Genomic DNA, 16,004 nt, shown 5'->3' with positions numbered 1-16,004 from the left:
AATCAGTTATCTCCTTTATTAAAATTATATGCAAAAAATACTTTACGATTTAATGCTCGTGTTCTCCTGAATTAGATAATTTTGCATTGATAAAAAAGGCTCCTTTTACCACAATTTTTGTATCCGGATCAATAGTATTTACCGGAGTGATAGCCGTATAGCCCATATCTGTTGAACCTTTTACCACTTCAATTTTTTCAAAACTCATGGTTTTAGAATGTTCCTTCGTTTCTTTTTTTTGATCTTTTTCTTCTTCATGCGCTTCTGCTTTTTTATTGGTCTTTACGAAAACATAATATTTCCCGTCTGCTTCTACAATCGCTTCATTTGGAATTGCAGGCGTTACCGATTTATCCAAACTTACAATTCCGGTGATGTTCATTCCGTCGATCAATCCTTCTTTATTTCCTGTAACATTCGCATGAACTGAGATTGTCTTGCTTTCATTTTCAAAAGAAGAGCCGATGCTGTATATTTTTGCATCATATTCGGTTTCAGGATTATTGGTCAGCTTAAAATGAACGATCTGCCCGATTTTCATTTTTGGTAAATCTTTTTCAAACACCTGAAGATCAAGATGAATGGAATTGTTATCGATAATATCCAATACGGGAGAAGAAACATCTACATAACTTCCGATCTGTGCATTGATGTTACTCACCGTTCCGCTGATTGGCGAGGTAATAACCAATCCTGATCGTAAATTACCATTCGTTACTTTTCCGGCGCTTATTCCCATCATCTGAAGCTGTCTTTGTACAGATGATCTCTGAGTTCTTAAACTTTTTAATTCTGCATCTGCGCTTTGAAGATTCTTTTTCGCTCCCGCATCATTATCGAAAAGTTCCTTTTGTCTTCTGTATTCCTGTTCTGCATAGGTAATTCTGCTGTTTACAGTCAAATATTGCCCTTGCAGCTGAATATATTCAGGATTGCTTATGGTAGCCAATACCTGACCTTTTCTCACAAAGTCACCGATCTGAACGTTAATGGTTTTAATGACTCCGCCATACAAAGAAGTTACTGTTGCTTTTCTGTTGTTAGGAACTCTCAATAAACCATTGGCTTTAATGGTTGAAGTAAGTTCTTTCATTTCAATCGTTGCCAGACTCACTCCCACCGATTTCATTTGTTCCTCAGTCAGTTCCGCGATCGTTTGAGGAGCTTCTTCATGATTTTCCTCTTTCTGTTCGGTTTTGGGTTGTTCCACAGTTTTTTCAGCATACTCTTTTTTCCCGCAGCTTATCGCAAAAAGTGAGATGAATACAAGAGTGATGATATGATATTTAATGTTCATTTTATTTATTAATTATAGAATTGATAGTAATTACAGATTCATTTACCTTTTGAATAGATTCCAGATATTTCAGCTGAATATTGGTAGCGGTTTGCAAAGCGAAAAGATATTCTACATACGATATTTCACCTGTTTTATATCCTAATTGTCCGGCTTTTATAATCTTTTCTGCATTCGGAATCGCCTGATTCGTGTAATACTCATATTGTTTTACATTTTGCTGGTATTGATTAAACGCATTTTCCAGAAGAGTTTCCAGTTGTTTTGCCTGTAATTTTGCATTGGATTCAGCCATTTGCTTCTGAAATTCCCAGGATTGCATTCTCGCTTTTGTTGCCCCGAAAGTCAGCGGAATAGAAACTCCTACTGTTCCTGAATGAAACCGGTTTCCGCCATTGAAATACTGCTCCATTCCATTGATCGTCTGAAAACCTATCAAAGACTGATTCGTATACCCGATCGTAAATTCCGGAAGTCCCTGAGATTTTTCAACCTTCTTGTTTTTTTCTGCAATCTCCATTTCCTGATAGAATGCTTTCACCGTTGGATGTTTTGCAATAGAAAGACTGTCAAGAACATCATCCGCTTTTAGAGGATAATAGTTCTTATTGGCAGGAACTATAATTTCTTCTGAAGTATTAAGCAATGTTTTTAAGCTTTTATAAGCATTAGTAAGATATACTTCATTTTGCTTTAGCAACAGGGTAATTTCTCCTTTTTGCGTTTCTGCCGTATTGATCTCGATTTTTTTAATATCTCCGGCTTTAAATCGTACCGTCGCAACTCTTATAAAATCCTGATACAGACTATCGAGATTTTTCAGCTGCAATTGATTGTACTGCAAATATTCGATCTGATAATAATAAGTTCTGACCTGTTTTGCCAGTTCATTGGCAGAGATCTCTTTATTAATCTGTTTTCCTTTGATTTCCTCGGCAATCAACTCTTTTTTAGCTTTAAATAAAGTCGGAAACGGAATATTTTGCGAGATCGAAAAAGACTGGTCAAATTTTTTACTGTTATATTGCCCTAATTGTGCGTCCACATTTAATTTCGGAAGTTCCTTAGCCGTAGGTTGTAAGGCTTCACTGGCTTTGATATCCAAATCTTTTGATCTGATCAGGTCATTATTGCTTAATGCTATTTGTACAGCCTGTTCCGCGGTTAAAGAGGTTCTTTGCTGTGCTTTAAAAGTCTGTCCAAAGCATAAAAATCCTAACACGATCACTGTGGTTACTGATTTAGGTTTTATCTTTTTTACATCAATTTTTGTATTAAAAATAATATACAGCATCGGTAATACGAACAGTGTAAGGAAAGTAGCGGTAATCAAACCTCCAATCACCACCGTTGCTAAAGGTTTCTGAACTTCTGCTCCGGCTCCTGTAGAAATTGCCATCGGTAAAAATCCTAAAGAAGCAACTGTTGCCGTCATCAATACAGGTCGTAATCTCGTTTTTGTACCTTCGATTACGCGTTTTATGATATTGGTTTCTCCCTCTTTTTCCAACTGATTGAAAGTTCCTATCAAAACAATTCCGTTGAGAACGGCAACCCCAAATAAGGCGATAAATCCTATTCCGGCACTGATACTAAAAGGCATATCCCTGAATAATAAAGCGAAAACACCTCCTATCGCACTCATCGGAATAGCTGTAAAGATCAATGCCGCCTGTTTGAATGAATGGAATGTGAAATACAGCAACATAAAAATCAACAATAATGAAACCGGTACGGCAATCATCAGTCTTTTACTTGCCGCCTGTAAGTTTTCAAACTGACCTCCATACGTGAAATAATATCCTGATGGTAGTTTCACTTTATCCAGTTTTACCTGAATATCTTTTACAACACTTTCCACATCACGGTCTTTTACATTAAATCCTATCACAATTCTACGTTTTCCTTCTTCACGGCTGATTTGGGCAGGTCCTAATTTGTAACTGACATTTGCTACCTGAGAAAGCGGAATCTGCGCTCCGGAATTGGTAGAAATCATCAGGTTATTCACATCATCAATATTCGTTCTGTGGAGGCTGTCTAAACGTACTACCAAATCAAATCTTCTTTCGTTTTCAAACACCTGACCTGCAGACTGCCCTGCAAAAGCGGTGCTTAACGCATTATTAACCTCTTCAATATTCAATCCGTAATTCGCCATTCTGGTTCTGTCGTATTCCACATTGATTTGCGGAAGACCGCTTACCCGCTCAATCTGCGGCGAAGTTGCCCCTTCAACCGACGAAATTATTTTTGCGGTTTTATCTGCATACATCGCTAATGAATCCAGATTTTCACCAAAAATCTTTACTGCAACATCCTGTCTGATCCCGGTCATCAATTCATTAAAACGCATCTGGATCGGCTGATTCTTCTCAAAAAATACCCCCGGAATGGTTTCCAGTTTTTCGGAAATTTCATCGGCTAATTCGTCATAAGATTTTTTGCTTTTCCATTCCTCTTTTGGTTTTAAAACAATAATCAAATCAGAAGCTTCCGGCGGCATCGGATCTGTAGGAACTTCTGCTGATCCGGTTTTTCCGACCACCATTTTTACTTCGTCAAATTGTTTGATGATTCTTGAAGCCTGCATCGAAGTTTCAATACTCTGACTTAATGAGCTTCCCTGCGGCAGAATACAATGAAAGGCATAATCCCCTTCCTGTAATTGGGGTATAAACTCTCCTCCCATTCTGTTAAATAGGAAAATAGACACCACAAATAAAGCCACTGTTCCTCCTACTAAAGCATATTTTATTTTTAAAGCTTTTTCCAATAATGGTTGATACATTTTTTGCAGCCTGCTCATCATTTTATCCGAAAAAGTCTCTTTATGGGATATTTTTTTAGATAAAAACAAAGCACTCATCATCGGAATATAAGTCAGTGACAAAATCAATGCTCCCAAAATCGAAAAACCTACCGTTTTGGCCATTGGTGTAAACATTTTTCCCTCTACCCCTGCCAACGTTAAAATAGGAATGTAAACAATCAGGATTATAATTTCGCCGAAAGCCGCACTGCTTCTTATTTTTGAAGCGGATAAGAAGACTTCCTCATCCATTTCAGATTGGGTTAGCATTCCTGTTGTTTTTCTTAGTCCTAAGTGATGGAGAGTTGCTTCTACGATAATGACCGCGCCGTCTACAATCAACCCGAAATCGATCGCTCCCAAACTCATTAAATTGGCACTTACTCCGAAAACATTCATCATTCCTAAAGCAAACAAAAGAGAAAGCGGAATGGCTGAAGCTACAATTAATCCCGCTCTGAAGTTTCCAAGGAAAAGGACCAGAACAAATATGACGATAAGTGCTCCTTCAATTAAATTTTTCTCTACGGTATTAATTGCTCTGTCTACCAAATCCGTTCTGTCCAGAAACGGCTCAATAATCACATCATCAGGAAGCGATTTCTGGATCGTCGGAATTTTATCTTTAATTCTTTGCACGACTTCATTACTGTTGGCTCCTTTCAACATCATGACAACGCCTCCTACCGCATCAACTTCTCCATTATAAGTTAAAGCCCCATAACGGGTTGCATGACCAAGACCTACATTCGCAACATCTTTTATAAAAATAGGAACACTCCCTGTTTCATTTTTTACGGCAATATTCTTAATATCTTCTATGGACGTCACCATCCCGATTCCTCTGATGAAATAGGCATTTGGTTTTTTATCAATATACGCTCCTCCCGTGTTCTGATTATTTTTTTCCAGTGCCGTGAAAATATCGGTAATACTGACCCCCATTGCTTTCAAACGGTCCGGATTGATGGCCACTTCATATTGCTTCAGTTCGCCCCCAAAGCTGTTGATTTCTGCCACTCCCGGAGTTCCGTTTAATTGTCTGCGGACAATCCAGTCCTGCATGGTTCTCAGTTCTTTGCTGGTATATTTTTTCTCACTTCCTTTTTTCGGATGGAGAATATACTGATAGACTTCTCCCAAACCTGTACTTACAGGCGCTAATTCAGGAGTTCCTACTCCTTTAGGGATTTCTTCAACCGCTTGTTTCAGCTGTTCGCTGATTAGTTGTCGGGCAAAATAAATATCTACATTTTCTTTGAAAACGACCGTAATCACGGATAACCCGAACCTTGAAATACTTCTTGTTTCTTCTATATCCGGAATATTGGCGATACTTTGTTCTATTGGAAATGTTACTAACTGTTCTACTTCCTGTCCGGCAAGTGTAGGACATACGGTAATAATCTGCACCTGATTGTTGGTGATGTCAGGTACGGCATCAATCGGTAATTTTGAGGCACTCCAAGTTCCCCAAATGACCAGCATCAAAGTCATTATTCCAATGACGATCTTATTCTTGATGCTAAATCTTATGATTTTATCTAACATTGAATGTAATTTTTATTGAATGTCGGTCTGTTTAAAAATCCTTAAACAGAATGACAAAAATGAAAAGAAACTCCATGCAACGGAATTGCAAAGATTTCATAACGAATTGATGAAAGACAAAAGCCTTTCATGAAAAATCAATAAAAATTAAATCTTAGGGGGTTGCCAAATTTGGTCGTACACCAAATACGCAAAGTCATTTTTGTGAAAAAATATTTTCTTGGAAAAGTAACTACGAACCTGCTCCGGAAAGGTAATGATCGGTTCAATTTTAAAAGAAGTCACCGTCATCTGGCAACAATTACAAAAACATAACGGTGAACAAGCATCATTGCTTGCATGTGAATGTTCCTGAGGATTATTTACATACGTAAAATTCGGAGGAGTATTTAATTGCTTAGCATCATCATTACATGGCATGATAGACAACGCCACGAAATAGAATGTTAAAAGCAATCTGAATACATACATATAGGGCAAATGTATAAAAATTCTTTTTAAAAGTGTCTTATATAATTGGGAATCTCAAGTAATAAAAACTATTCTACACTCTAGATAATACAATAAAATATATCTTTGAAATAAAAATTACAGACTAATAAAAATTCCTATATTCAAAAATTATCTAAGATATTTCCAAAACATGATGACAAAAAAATATCCATTACAATTTACTTTAACTCTGATTTTATTTTTATTAACATTTTGCATCTCATGCAAATCAGAAAAAATATACTTAACTGGAAATTACGAAGCTAGAGATATTCAAAATGAAAATTTTTCATTAGATTTTAACAAAAAAATAATGACCCAAACATATATTAATTATATAGCTATTAATACTTTCAAATTGAAAAGAATTGACAATAATGGCTTTATCGCAGTAACAAGTTCAAAAGTATTTGAAAATAAAAAAATTGAAAAGCCTGCAAAAAATAAGTTAAATTTTACGATTGTAGATAAAGGAAATATACTCCTTGAATTACATTCTATACATAGAGATTCATTAAAATATAGGATAATTTATTCTAAAAATCTTGAAAACACTATCAGCAAAGGAATATTAATAAAGAAGCACAAAAAACCTTACCTACAACCCAACAAAAATGTCAAAAATAAAAATCTTTTTTCTATTCATAATTAGCTCTTTTTCAACGTTCTGTTCTGCACAGAATGAAAAGGAATACCGTGAAGAATTTACATTAAAAATCCCTGTTGATTCGGTTCAATTCTATCAGCAGGAGGTTCCGAAATCAAAATACTTTGTAAAAGAAGGAACTCTACAAATATTTCCAGGTGAAAGTTTATATGTTGAAGCTGAAACCAATGGCAATACCATTACAACAATGAAAGTGGTAAAAGAAAATTTAAACCCGGTAAAGACCATTGAAATCAAATTCTCTCAAACTGTGGAAGGAAGAAAACATGAACAAATGGTCTTACAAGTTAAAAATCCTTTTGATAAAGAACTGAGCTATGATGCAATGATGTATATTGTTGGAAATAATAACTGGATGAAAACAAGCATTATTCCGATCAAACCCAAACTTATGAATTTTGAAATGTGGAACGATGTAATCATCACTTTAGTGTTGAATAATTGGAGAATAAAGTAATATTCCCATGTAATTACAAAATAAAAACAGTTTTATAGTGGTATGTTTATATGCAGAATTTTTGACAGACATCGGCTTTTTCATCATTCAGATTAATTTTAATTATATTTGAATAATCAACAAGCTAAACGCCATTATATGAAATATAACTTTATTTTTTTCCTTTTTTGTTTTTATTTCGGTAACACTCTTTTCTCACAGGCTCCTGCTATCCAATGGCAATCTTTTTTTAATGGATTAGGAACAACGCCCCTCAATGAACTTTATCCAGATATACAGCAAACTTCTGACGGAGGATATATTCTGGCTGGAGATGGAAATGGTACAGCTACAGTAAGTACCACTTCAAATTTTTCAGTAATAAAACTCAATGCACTTGGCAATATACAATGGCAAAAAGAATTTGGTGGTTCTGATACAGATAAGGCACATTCTGTAAGGCAAACTGTAGATGGCGGATATATTGTTGCCGGAGAAACCCAATCTACCAATGGAGATGTCACCGGAAACCATGGCTCTTCTGATTACTGGATTATAAAATTAAATTCTTCGGGCAACCTACAATGGCAAAAAACCTATGGCGGAAGTGCAAACGATATTGCAAGAAGTATTCGCCAAACTACAGATGGTGGATATATTGTTGCAGGGGAAACCTCATCTACGAATGGAGATGTTACAGGAAATCACGGTTCTTCTGATTACTGGATTATTAAAATAGACTCTTTAGGCAACCTACAGTGGCAGAAAACATTTGGAGGTACAGCAGATGATAAAGCGCAAGATATAGAACAAACTGCAGATAACGGATATATTATAGCCGGATTTGCGACATCAAACAATGGTAATGTTGTAGGGAATCATGGCTCTTACGACTACTGGATTATAAAACTTACTTCCACAGGTGATATACAGTGGCAAAAATCTTTTGGAGGAAGTGCGGTAGACCGAGCCAATTGTATACGGAAAGCTGCAGACGGAGGTTATTTTATAGCAGGATGGACAACCTCAGCAAATGGAGATGTTACCTTAAATAATGGTTCATCCGACTATTGGATTTTAAAAATTACCTCCACAGGTGATATACAGTGGCAAAAATCTTTCGGAACCAGCTTTCAGGAGGAAGCATATGGAGTTGATGATACCATTGACGGAGGATGTATCGTTACAGGATTAAGATATTCTGTCCCTCAGGAAGGGCCTTCAACTGGCACCGCATATCCCGATTACTGGATCATAAAATTAGATGTTTCTGGTAATATCGAATGGCAAAATACTTATGGAGGTCCTTTATCTGATATAAGTACTTCTGTTCAGCAAACCTCAGACGGCGGATACATTGTTGCAGGTTTTGCATATAATGGCAGTTTTAACTTTGATTTCTGGATCATAAAACTTGCCGGAAGCCAACTCAGTACCCATGAAAATATCTTAAAAAGTACTCTTTCAATCTATCCCAATCCGGCAAAAGATTTCTTTACAATAGATCATCTTCCGGCAGAGTCTACAGTAAATATTCACGATGCGTCGGGAAGAAAAATATTCAGCAAAAAATATTCTGAAAGCAAAGTTTCAATCAATACCTCTCCATTTATAAATGGAGTATATATCATTCAGGTTGATGATAAGGAAAAAAATATTTTGTCTGAGAAACTAATTATCAGAAAATAAAATACATCATTAGGCAAATTCGTAATGAAAATTTATATATGAGATGATCGGTACTTAATATACCAACCTATATTGTGGTTGTCTCTAAACACCACCCATTACATACATATTTTCCATAGTTGGAGAAACACTTCCACCTTGCTTTTCTAAAGTGATCGCAAAAGCCTGCGCATTGGGAATATTGGCAAGAGCAATTTTACTATCTTTTTCCGCGGTATACATTCCGGCACTTACAGGTTTCCCGTCTGCAATTGCCCACAATTGATACTGCATTCCTTCAGGAGCTTTGGGTAAACTTTCGGCGTTCAGATATACTTCTTTTGTTTTGGTATTCCAGAAAACCATCGCTTTGGAATCGGTGTGTTTTTCTACCCCTTTCAGCATGACCATTTTCATATCAGGATTGGAGATCATTTCCATTTTCTGATTCATTTTTTGCATGGCAAGATCCTGAGATTTCTTCTCGGTCTGTATTTTGGCGATCTCTTTTTTAGTTTCAGACTGGTTATTCATCCAGAAAAGATTTCCTGCAATACTCACTAAAAATAATACCGAAGCCGCAATTGCAAAAGCTTTCCAGTTACTGTTTCCTTGAATTTTAATTTCTTCCTGAGGTTTTGCCACAGGAATATCCGTAGATACCACAGGTTTTACTTCTTCAACAATTTGCTCCTGTTGAATTTTATTCCAAATCTTTGATTTCAAATCTGTCGGAGGTGTCACTGACTGTGCAGTAGCAAGGTCTTCCAAGGTTTTTTGCGCTTCTTCAAAAGCGGCCTTTACTTCTGCATTGTTTTTCATCACACACTCCAAAATCCCTGCTTCCTCATGAGAAGCAAGACCTAGAATATAAGATTCTATAATTCCGGATGATATGTATTCTTTAGTGTTCAATTTATTGATAATCTTTTAGCAAATCTTTTAATTTCATCAGTGCATTCCGCATTTTGGTTTTTACCGTTCCCAGCGGTATTTTCAGTTTGTCGGATATTTCATTTTGAGTATATCCCTGATAATACGCGAGGTTGATAAGTTCCTGTTTGTCTACTTCCAGACTTTCAAGCACATTATTAAACCCAATATAATCTGATGAATCATTGGTTGTTGAAAGTTCTGTAGAGTTATATACGAAATCCGGAAGCGGTTGGTTTTTCAGTTCGTTTTGAAAACCTTTTGATTTTAAGTAATCTATGGCTGTATTTCTTGCAATATTGATCATCCAGGTATAAAATCTTCCTTTTGATGCATCATACTGATGAATGGAGTTCCATATTTTAACAAAAACATCCTGAATAATTTCTTCAGTATATTCTTTGGACTGAACAATTCGGAGAATGACTCCATACAACGCACCGGAGTAGTTGTCATACAGATGATGAAAACCGGTTTCGTTTTTTTCTTTCAATAAAACGATGAGTTGCTCTTCCGAATAGGTTGTTTTAATAGTGGATATTTTTTCCAAATGTAATGAAATAAAACAAATATCAAATACGGTTTAAATCATATTTAAAAATTAATTGATTTAAGCAATCTGATAGAAACTTTTCAATATTTACAGTTTTTTTTCATCAATTTCTTAATTAAAACAGCTGGAATATTAAATATTTAAAAAATTAATCAACTGAATTTCAACATCTTAATTAAAAACATTAAAATTTTTAAATCTAAATGAAAACCAAGTTCGTAAATGATTTTAACAACACAATCAAATTCAGTAACAATTAAAATCAAAACAATGAACACACAATCAAAAATCGCAGTTTTAGGAATGATGGTATTATCATTTGCTTTCAGTGGAAATGCAGCTGCACAGATGACCAAAGAAAAAACAGTGATGGTAGGAGGAGCTGCTATGTACCCTTCCAAAAATATTATTGAAAATGCAGTCAACTCCAAAGATCACAAAACTTTGGTCGCAGCAGTAAAAGCAGCAGGTTTGGTAGAAACTTTACAGGGAGCAGGTCCTTTTACGGTATTGGCTCCGACTGACGAAGCTTTCGCTAAATTACCGAAAGGCACTGTAGAAAATCTGGTAAAACCGGAAAATAAAGCGATGCTTACTAAGATTTTAACCTATCACGTTCTTGCCGGAAAATACAATGCAAAACAAATCTGGGCAGCGGTAAAAGCCGGAAACGGAAAAAGTATGATGAAAACTGTTGAAGGTGAAAGTCTTACTTTCTGGACTAAAGGAAAAGATCTGTATGTAAGAGATTCTAAAGGAAATGACGCAAAAGTAACGATCGCTGACGTTAATCAGTCAAACGGAGTTATTCATGTGATTGATACGGTATTGATGCCGTAATGTTTTTATGGTTTAAACAGCATATCAAATATGCTGTTTTTTTCTTCTTTTTTGGTAAAATCTTAGAGAGCCAATATTCATTATACAATCTAACACAAAAAAATAATTATTATGAAAAACACTATTCATGTTTCTAATAAGGGAGCTACCCTCGATACAAGCAGACGGAATTTCTTAAAACTGGGCGGTGTAGGTTTAGCAATGGCAGGCCTTACATTGATTGGCTGTGATAATAACGATTTTGATTTTACAGACCAATCTAAAGTATTCGATCTCGGCTCCGGAGATGTAGGTGTACTCAATTATGCGTATGCACTGGAACAGCTTGAAGCAGATTTCTACACAAAAGTTGTCAATAATTTTTATTCGGGAATTTCAAGTATTGAAAAAGATTTGTTTACGGATCTCTACCATCATGAAGTCATCCACAGAGATTTCTTCAAAGCAGCAATAAGCGGCGCTACCATGAACGTCTTACCCACTTTGGAATTTCAATATCCAAATGTAAATTTCAATGACAGAAATTCGGTTTTAGCTACCGCAAAAGCACTGGAAGATACCGGAGTGGCTGCCTACAACGGAGCCGGAAAATACATTACCAATCCTGATTATCTGGTCATTGCCGGAAAAATTGTTTCTGTAGAGGCAAGACATGCTTCAGCGATCAGAAATCTGATCAATCCCGGAACGGCTGCCTTTTCAGGAGACGATGTCATAGATGCCAACGGACTGGATCTTGCGAAAGAGCCTAAAGATATTGTGATGGTTGCCGGAGGATTTATCAAAACTCCTTTCACATGGAAAGAACAGGGAATCATTTAATTTTTCATCTTCAAAATCTACTATTATGAATATTCTTAAATTACTGGATAAACTTTCGAATGACAAATTTTTCACCACGGAAGCTACAAGATTAGAAACATTAACCCATATTTCCGATTTCGGAAAAAAAGCAGCTGTTGCTTCTATTCCTCTAGGATTAGGAACTTTGGTTTCGACTCCTGCAAAGGCAGAAACAAAAGCATATACCAACGATACTCCATTTTTTAAATCTGTTTTAACGGATGCCCTTCAACTGGCGCTTGTGTTAGAATATTTGGAAAATGAGTATTACGCCATGGGATTGGCTGCCGGAACTTTGATTCCTACCGCAGACCGGGTAGTTTTTATGCAGATTTCAAAACATGAATCGGCTCACGTCACTTTTCTAAAAAATACTTTAACATCTTTAGGGGTAACTCCCGGTGCAAAACCAACTTTTGATTTTACAGCCGGAGGAAATTTCACTCCTTTTACAGATTACAATCAGTTTTTGATTCTTGCTCAGGCTTTTGAAGATACCGGAGTGAGAGCTTATAAAGGCCAGGCAGGGAATATAATGTCAAACAAAGCTGTTTTGCAGGCTGCCTTACAAATACATTCTGTAGAAGCAAGACACGCTTCACAGGTTCGCAGAATGAGAGCCAATAAAGGCTGGATTGAACTGGCAGATGGCGGAAATATGCCTCCTGCTACTAATCCTGTTTATGCAGGAGAAGCCAATACGAATCAGGCAGGTTACAATACTGCTACTACATTCGGAGCCGCAGCAGGTTCTGCCGCTTACGATGAAATCCTTACGGGAAGTGATGCTCAGGCCATCGCATCTTTGTTCATTGTTTAGACTTTTTCTTAATTTTTAGTGTACAATCCCTTTTCGTTTCTTCGGAAAGGGATTGTAATATGATCGAAATAAAAAACTTATTTTTCATCAGTAAAATATTTTGTCAGAAAATAAAAAAGAATTCGCGAAAAATATCTGTCTTTTCTAACATCTATTTTCACGAATTCCACGTACAATATCATACGATATTTTTATGACAATATTTTACTGATTCTCTAATCCAGCGGTTTTTTTCCTGTGATAATATTATAGAGAATCACAATGATTGCAATTACTAATAATATATGTACTAAATATCCGGTGCTGATTCCCGGTATGATTCCTAAAATTCCTAAAAGCCATACTGCAATACAGATGACAGCTACTAACCATAATATACTTCTCATGATCAAAAAATTTAAAGTTATACAATGAAATAAAGACATGGTTTTGTCTATTATTTTTAAAATAGCCTATTAATTTCCTCCAATAGGAAACTCAATATACTCAAAGATATCCTTTTAAAAGTCTTTTGCTTATGACTCAAATCATAAATGATCTTCTCTTATTTAATTATCTTTCTAATACTATTATTCATATTTATTCCCAACATTGTTTATCCCCTCTTTTGAGGGGATATTTTATATCTGTTTAATACATCGTCTACAACAGATCAACCTTTTTAAAGAATTCAGGTCTTCTATAATTGACATTCACAACAAAACAATTTGACTTTTAGAACAAAGTAATTCATATAATCCCGGAATACCTTTGCTGTATAACAATTTAAAGAGTACTACAATGGAAAATAGTAATTACCAAGGAGCACTGCAAAATCCAATCAATTCAGGATTCAATGCTCAATCTAAAGCAGAGGAAATCATTAAAGGAATCGATCTTTCCGGTAAAATTGCAATTGTAACCGGAGGCAATACCGGTATCGGATTAGAAACGACCAAAACATTGGCTATGGCCGGAGCCACCGTCATTGTTCCTGCCAGAAATGTCGAGAAAGCTATGGAAAACCTTCAAGATGTTCCCAATGTAGAAATCGAAACGATGGATTTAATGAATCCCTCTTCTATCGATGCCTTTACCCAAAAATTTCTCGCTTCAGGAAGACCACTACATCTTCTCATCAATAATGCCGGGATTATGTGGGTTCCTTTACGCAAGGATTCCCGAGGTTTAGAATCTCAGCTAGCTACTAATTATCTCGCCCAATTTCAGCTAACGGCAAGATTATGGCCCGCTCTTAAAAACGCCAATGGAGCACGAATAGTGAATGTTTCTTCACAAGGACATCAATTTGCTCCTTTTGATTTTACCGATCCCAATTTTCTTGCGCGAGAATATGAAACTCTTTTAGGATATGGACAATCTAAAACGGCTGTAAATCTTTTCTCTCTTGAACTGGATCATCGTGCAAAAGAATCTAATGTAAGAGCTTATTCTCTACATCCGGGTTCTATTGGTGGTACTGAGCTTGGAAGAGAAGCACCTTTGGAGTTGTTTCAAAAAATGGGATTTGTAGACTCAGAAGGTCAAATGCTGCCAGAAGTATTATCTTCTCTTAAAACCATTTCTCAAGGTGCTGCCACCACAATCTGGTGTGCTACCAGTCCACAGCTCGATCATATAGGAGGAGTTTATTGTGAAGATTGTGATATTGCTTCTTTGTCATTCAGCGATACAGTATCAAACGGAGTAAAGCCTTATTCTCTGGATAAAACCTATGCGCAAAAGTTATGGGATTGGAGTGAGGAACTCACCGGAATTATTTTTAAGGCTGATTAATTAAAAACAGATAAGGCAGGTTTTTTATTTTTTAAAGAAAATCTTTAAATGGGTAAAATATAAAAGCCTGCCTTTCAAAATTCATTATATTTATTCTTCTCAATAAAAAGGCTCAAAGCATGGAACATATTTCAAAATATCTGACTCCGGAAATCAAATTATCCAGTTATGAGGATCAGCTTTTCAAGTCAGACCTTATGTTTGATGATCATATGCTTGTATGGTTCATTTCAGGAGAAACCAAAATTATACAGGCCGACAAGACCTATTATTTTTATGCCAATGATATATTTTTGATTCCCCGCAATCAGCCTACCACTATTATAAATTATCCTAAAAACGGCTTACCTCATCAGACAGTGGTTATTCATCTTACCATTGAACGTCTGAAACGCTTTTATGAACACATCGATTTTCCTCAAAAAATACTTCCGGAACAGCATATTTATAGTTTTAACGGGCATCCTTTACTCACAAGCTATCTGAATTCTCTTCTTCCTTATTTTGAAATGAATGAGTCTTTTCCCGAAGCTATAGCCTCTCTTAAAATTACCGAAGCCATTACAATTATCAGAGCTATAAATCCTGATGTAGACAAAGTACTTTCTAATTTTGATGCACCGGGAAAGATCGATCTTGTCAGTTTTATGGAACGGAACTTTCTGTTCAATATGCCGCTGGAAAAATTAGGGTATCTGACGGGCCGAAGTTTATCAACTTTTAACAGAGATTTTAAAAAACATTTTAATGTCACTCCTCAAAAATGGTTAATAGCCAAAAGACTGGAATTTGCTTATTACCAACTGAAGGAAAACAGCAGAAAACCTAAAGACCTTTATCTTGAAGTGGGATTTGAGGACCTCTCTCATTTTTCCTTTGCCTTTAAAAAAAAATACGGCATTCCTCCTACACAATTAAGCCAACTTTCATAAAAATAAAAAGCACTCCAAAGAGTGCCTGCTTAATCAGAGTTTCCTCCAACAAAAAAATTATCTTTTCAAAGATATTTATCTTGTCCATTATATAGTATGATCTGGATCATAAGGAATGTTAATCTCTTATTTTACCTTTATCTGAATATCATCTCTATCTAATCTAGCGTTATTATTTCCCCTCTTTTGAGGGGTTTTTATATAATAAATCCGTTTATTTCTAAGCAAATCTTTACATTCCGTGAACTACATATTATTTTTTTAGCTCAAAAACCAATATCAAATAAGAATTATTTATAAGAAATTCTTATATTTGCCCAGCAAAAAAAGAAATGATTTTATCTAACTTAAAAAAGGGAAAGAAACAGTACTTACGTCGAACGT

Annotated in this window: 14 protein-coding genes; 8 read left to right on the top strand and 6 right to left on the bottom strand. The window is 35.8% G+C overall.

Features of this window, described 5'->3' with window-relative positions; genetic code table 11:
- Positions 1-49: 49 nt before the first annotated feature.
- The 3 genes from JI747_RS02630 to JI747_RS02620 form a co-directional block, all read right to left on the bottom strand.
- A complete protein-coding gene (locus JI747_RS02630) occupies positions 50-1,297 on the bottom strand; it encodes an efflux RND transporter periplasmic adaptor subunit (RefSeq protein WP_225686077.1) in 1,248 nt (415 codons plus the stop codon).
- A gap of 1 nt (position 1,298) precedes the next feature.
- Positions 1,299-5,660 (bottom strand): CusA/CzcA family heavy metal efflux RND transporter, encoded by a 4,362-nt coding sequence (locus tag JI747_RS02625; RefSeq protein WP_225686076.1) that lies wholly within the window; start codon positions 5,658-5,660, stop codon positions 1,299-1,301.
- A 147-nt stretch (positions 5,661-5,807) separates the two neighbouring features.
- Positions 5,808-6,131: a DUF6660 family protein gene (locus JI747_RS02620; protein ID WP_225686075.1), complete on the bottom strand. Its 324-nt coding sequence runs from the start codon at positions 6,129-6,131 to the stop codon at positions 5,808-5,810.
- A gap of 172 nt (positions 6,132-6,303) precedes the next feature.
- Here JI747_RS02620 and JI747_RS02615 point away from each other — a divergent pair, with 172 nt between their 5' ends.
- The 3 genes from JI747_RS02615 (at position 6,304) to JI747_RS02605 (ending at position 8,944) form a co-directional block, all read left to right on the top strand.
- Positions 6,304-6,804: a hypothetical protein gene (locus JI747_RS02615; protein ID WP_225686074.1), complete on the top strand. Its 501-nt coding sequence runs from the start codon at positions 6,304-6,306 to the stop codon at positions 6,802-6,804.
- The gene (locus JI747_RS02610) at positions 6,767-7,276 is read left to right on the top strand and encodes a hypothetical protein (RefSeq protein ID WP_225686072.1); all 510 of its coding nucleotides are present in this window, start codon (positions 6,767-6,769) and stop codon (positions 7,274-7,276) included. Before JI747_RS02615 ends, JI747_RS02610 begins: the two co-directional genes overlap by 38 nt.
- A 138-nt stretch (positions 7,277-7,414) precedes the next feature.
- The gene (locus JI747_RS02605) at positions 7,415-8,944 is read left to right on the top strand and encodes a T9SS type A sorting domain-containing protein (RefSeq protein ID WP_225686069.1); all 1,530 of its coding nucleotides are present in this window, start codon (positions 7,415-7,417) and stop codon (positions 8,942-8,944) included.
- Between the two features lie 84 nt (positions 8,945-9,028).
- Here the strand turns inward: JI747_RS02605 and JI747_RS02600 are convergent, their stop codons facing one another.
- Both JI747_RS02600 and JI747_RS02595 read right to left on the bottom strand, forming a co-directional pair.
- Positions 9,029-9,838 (bottom strand): anti-sigma factor, encoded by an 810-nt coding sequence (locus JI747_RS02600; protein ID WP_225686068.1) that lies wholly within the window; start codon positions 9,836-9,838, stop codon positions 9,029-9,031.
- Position 9,839: 1 nt separating this feature from the next.
- Positions 9,840-10,406, bottom strand: a complete 567-nt coding sequence (locus JI747_RS02595) for an RNA polymerase sigma factor (RefSeq protein WP_225686067.1) — start codon at positions 10,404-10,406, stop codon at positions 9,840-9,842.
- 273 nt (positions 10,407-10,679) lie between these two features.
- Between JI747_RS02595 and JI747_RS02590 the strand changes: the two genes are divergently transcribed.
- The 3 genes from JI747_RS02590 to JI747_RS02580 all read left to right on the top strand — a co-directional run bounded on the left by JI747_RS02590 (position 10,680) and on the right by JI747_RS02580 (position 12,912).
- On the top strand, positions 10,680-11,249 hold the full coding sequence (locus tag JI747_RS02590; RefSeq protein WP_225686066.1) for a fasciclin domain-containing protein: 570 nt from the start codon (positions 10,680-10,682) through the stop codon (positions 11,247-11,249).
- A gap of 111 nt (positions 11,250-11,360) precedes the next feature.
- Positions 11,361-12,071, top strand: a complete 711-nt coding sequence (locus tag JI747_RS02585) for a ferritin-like domain-containing protein (protein ID WP_225686065.1) — start codon at positions 11,361-11,363, stop codon at positions 12,069-12,071.
- Between the two features lie 25 nt (positions 12,072-12,096).
- Entirely contained in the window at positions 12,097-12,912 is an 816-nt protein-coding gene (locus JI747_RS02580) for a ferritin-like domain-containing protein (protein WP_225686064.1), read from the top strand.
- Positions 12,913-13,127: 215 nt separating this feature from the next.
- Here the strand turns inward: JI747_RS02580 and JI747_RS02575 are convergent, their stop codons facing one another.
- Positions 13,128-13,298, bottom strand: coding sequence for a lmo0937 family membrane protein (locus JI747_RS02575; RefSeq protein ID WP_225686063.1), 171 nt, complete (start codon positions 13,296-13,298; stop codon positions 13,128-13,130).
- A 394-nt stretch (positions 13,299-13,692) separates the two neighbouring features.
- On the opposite strand from JI747_RS02575, the gene JI747_RS02570 reads away from it, so the two are divergent.
- Positions 13,693-14,688, top strand: a complete 996-nt coding sequence (locus tag JI747_RS02570) for an SDR family NAD(P)-dependent oxidoreductase (RefSeq protein WP_225686061.1) — start codon at positions 13,693-13,695, stop codon at positions 14,686-14,688.
- A 119-nt stretch (positions 14,689-14,807) separates the two neighbouring features.
- The gene (locus JI747_RS02565; protein WP_225686060.1) at positions 14,808-15,620 is read left to right on the top strand and encodes a helix-turn-helix domain-containing protein; all 813 of its coding nucleotides are present in this window, start codon (positions 14,808-14,810) and stop codon (positions 15,618-15,620) included.
- The last annotated feature ends 384 nt before the right edge of the window (positions 15,621-16,004 follow it).

The sequence above is a fragment of the Chryseobacterium tagetis genome, from assembly GCF_016735585.2.
GTDB classification, from domain to species: domain Bacteria; phylum Bacteroidota; class Bacteroidia; order Flavobacteriales; family Weeksellaceae; genus Chryseobacterium; species Chryseobacterium tagetis.
The sequence above is the reverse complement of the archived record's forward strand: the minus strand, read 5'-3'. Positions and strand labels throughout refer to the sequence as shown.

Coding starts and splice junctions, on each gene's coding strand:
- JI747_RS02630 (WP_225686077.1), bottom strand. CDS start 1,297: ATGAACATTAAATATCATATCATCACTCTTGTATTCATCTCACTTTTT.
- JI747_RS02625 (WP_225686076.1), bottom strand. CDS start 5,660: ATGTTAGATAAAATCATAAGATTTAGCATCAAGAATAAGATCGTCATT.
- JI747_RS02620 (WP_225686075.1), bottom strand. CDS start 6,131: ATGTATGTATTCAGATTGCTTTTAACATTCTATTTCGTGGCGTTGTCT.
- JI747_RS02615 (WP_225686074.1), top strand. CDS start 6,304: ATGATGACAAAAAAATATCCATTACAATTTACTTTAACTCTGATTTTA.
- JI747_RS02610 (WP_225686072.1), top strand. CDS start 6,767: ATGTCAAAAATAAAAATCTTTTTTCTATTCATAATTAGCTCTTTTTCA.
- JI747_RS02605 (WP_225686069.1), top strand. CDS start 7,415: ATGAAATATAACTTTATTTTTTTCCTTTTTTGTTTTTATTTCGGTAAC.
- JI747_RS02590 (WP_225686066.1), top strand. CDS start 10,680: ATGAACACACAATCAAAAATCGCAGTTTTAGGAATGATGGTATTATCA.
- JI747_RS02585 (WP_225686065.1), top strand. CDS start 11,361: ATGAAAAACACTATTCATGTTTCTAATAAGGGAGCTACCCTCGATACA.
- JI747_RS02580 (WP_225686064.1), top strand. CDS start 12,097: ATGAATATTCTTAAATTACTGGATAAACTTTCGAATGACAAATTTTTC.
- JI747_RS02575 (WP_225686063.1), bottom strand. CDS start 13,298: ATGAGAAGTATATTATGGTTAGTAGCTGTCATCTGTATTGCAGTATGG.
- JI747_RS02570 (WP_225686061.1), top strand. CDS start 13,693: ATGGAAAATAGTAATTACCAAGGAGCACTGCAAAATCCAATCAATTCA.
- JI747_RS02565 (WP_225686060.1), top strand. CDS start 14,808: ATGGAACATATTTCAAAATATCTGACTCCGGAAATCAAATTATCCAGT.